The 1,719-nt window shown below is 32.1% G+C and carries 2 protein-coding genes; both read left to right on the top strand.

The window, feature by feature from the left end; all coding sequences use genetic code 11:
* Nucleotides 1-262 precede the first annotated feature (262 nt).
* On the top strand, nt 263-751 hold the full coding sequence (locus tag FNW52_RS20555; protein ID WP_185966056.1) for a toxin-antitoxin system YwqK family antitoxin: 489 nt from the start codon (nt 263-265) through the stop codon (nt 749-751).
* A 260-nt stretch (nt 752-1,011) separates the two neighbouring features.
* Nucleotides 1,012-1,617, top strand: coding sequence for a hypothetical protein (locus FNW52_RS20560; RefSeq protein WP_143379336.1), 606 nt, complete (start codon nt 1,012-1,014; stop codon nt 1,615-1,617).
* The last annotated feature ends 102 nt before the right edge of the window (nt 1,618-1,719 follow it).

Below are 1,719 nucleotides of genomic sequence, written 5' to 3' on the forward strand. Positions count from 1 at the left end.
CAATTATGAAAAAATTGGCTATTTTAGCTTTTATAGTGAGCGCAGAAGAGAAGGCACTTCGCAAAGCCGCAAACGTTGGCGGTCAGCTGAGGACAGAACTTACGCAAGTAAAAACCAAAATGAATTCAGCCTAGAGCTTAACAAATTCTGAACTTACGCAAGCATACGGAATGTGGAACATCAGATATTTAGCTTATTATGTTTTGAACTCATGCAAGACAGCAGAAACTCGAGTGTTGGTGGCAATAGTAAAAAAATAACCATGAAAAATATTTCAACAACAAAAGTTGAACACGACAAAGGAAGTTTTTCGATAAGACAAGAAAAAAAAACAAAACTACATGGATGGTGGATTGTATTTAATAATGACAATTCAAAACAATGGGAACGCTTTTACATAAACGGCAAACAAAACGGACCTGAAAAAGAATGGCATACTAATGGGAAATTAAAGTCGGAATATTCGTTTGTCGATGGAGAATTAAATGGCTCTTGGAAAACTTGGTTTGAAAATGGACAGCTAAAGAACGAGACTTGGTTTACTAACGGAGAACAAGATTTATTTTCTAGATGGTATGACCAATCTGGAAACTTAATAGCGGAATCAATTATTTTCAATGGTATAAAACACGGAACAGAAATTGCCCAAATAATAGTAAATGACGTGACTTATAGTACAACTAGAGCAATAGTAAAGTATGACAACGGAAAATGGAAAGGCTACGAACCAATTTCAGAAGAAGAAAAATAACTACAGCCACGGGGTGAAAGCTAAATCAAAACTGGATGTAAACTTGAAAAAAAAATATTCTCCGACGAGTTCGGATTAACAATAATTAACGCAGCCGAACCGCCAACAGGCGTTTTGATATAGTGGGGTTTTAGTGGAATTACCGTTTCGCATCACGTTTTCGTTAAGCAGAAAATACTCGGTTACGAAATCCCCACCATCTCAAAGCGCCGAGACGTTAGTGGCTAGTTAAAACCAAAGAAACGTAAAAAAAGAAAATTATGAAAAAGATACTTTTTATTGCAACAATACTTTTATCAATTAATAGTTTCGGGCAAAAACTGACAGGAAAAGTTCCAGGCTTAAAAATGACAAATCAAGAAATTGTATCTGAAAACGATACAATTATTAAAGTTGTCTATAAAAAAGAAATTGAAGATAAAAAAAAACCTGCATATTTCATAAATGGTAAACTTACTAACGAAAGTATTTTAAGAACTATAAATCCGAATGAAATTGAAACAGTAAATATTGAAAAGGAAAATATTGAAATCGAAAATGTAAAATATTACGGAAAACTTTATATTGTAACTAAATCAACCTATAAGCCTAAATTCATTTCGTTGAACAATCTGAAATTGAAATATACAAACCTAAAAGACAATTCAACAATTTTCAAAATTGACAATGAAATAATAAACGCTAACTATGAAAACTATTTAGTTGATGAAAATTATATTTTAAAAATCATTGTTGAGAAGTTTGAAAACAAGATAGAAAAACTGAATGTAAATTTTGTCAGTTTGATAACTAAAACCGAAGAAAATATTAAAAAATCAAAAGAAATAATATTACGTGGGAAAGATGAATTTGCGGTAAATAAATAACCAGCCACTAACAGCCGTTTTGATATAGTGTGTGATTTAGTGGAATTACCGTTTCGCATCATATTTTCTGCAAAGCCGAAAATTGAAAGGTTACGAACCACA

The sequence above is a fragment of the Flavobacterium sp. ZT3R18 genome, from assembly GCF_007097385.1.
Taxonomy (GTDB): domain Bacteria; phylum Bacteroidota; class Bacteroidia; order Flavobacteriales; family Flavobacteriaceae; genus Flavobacterium.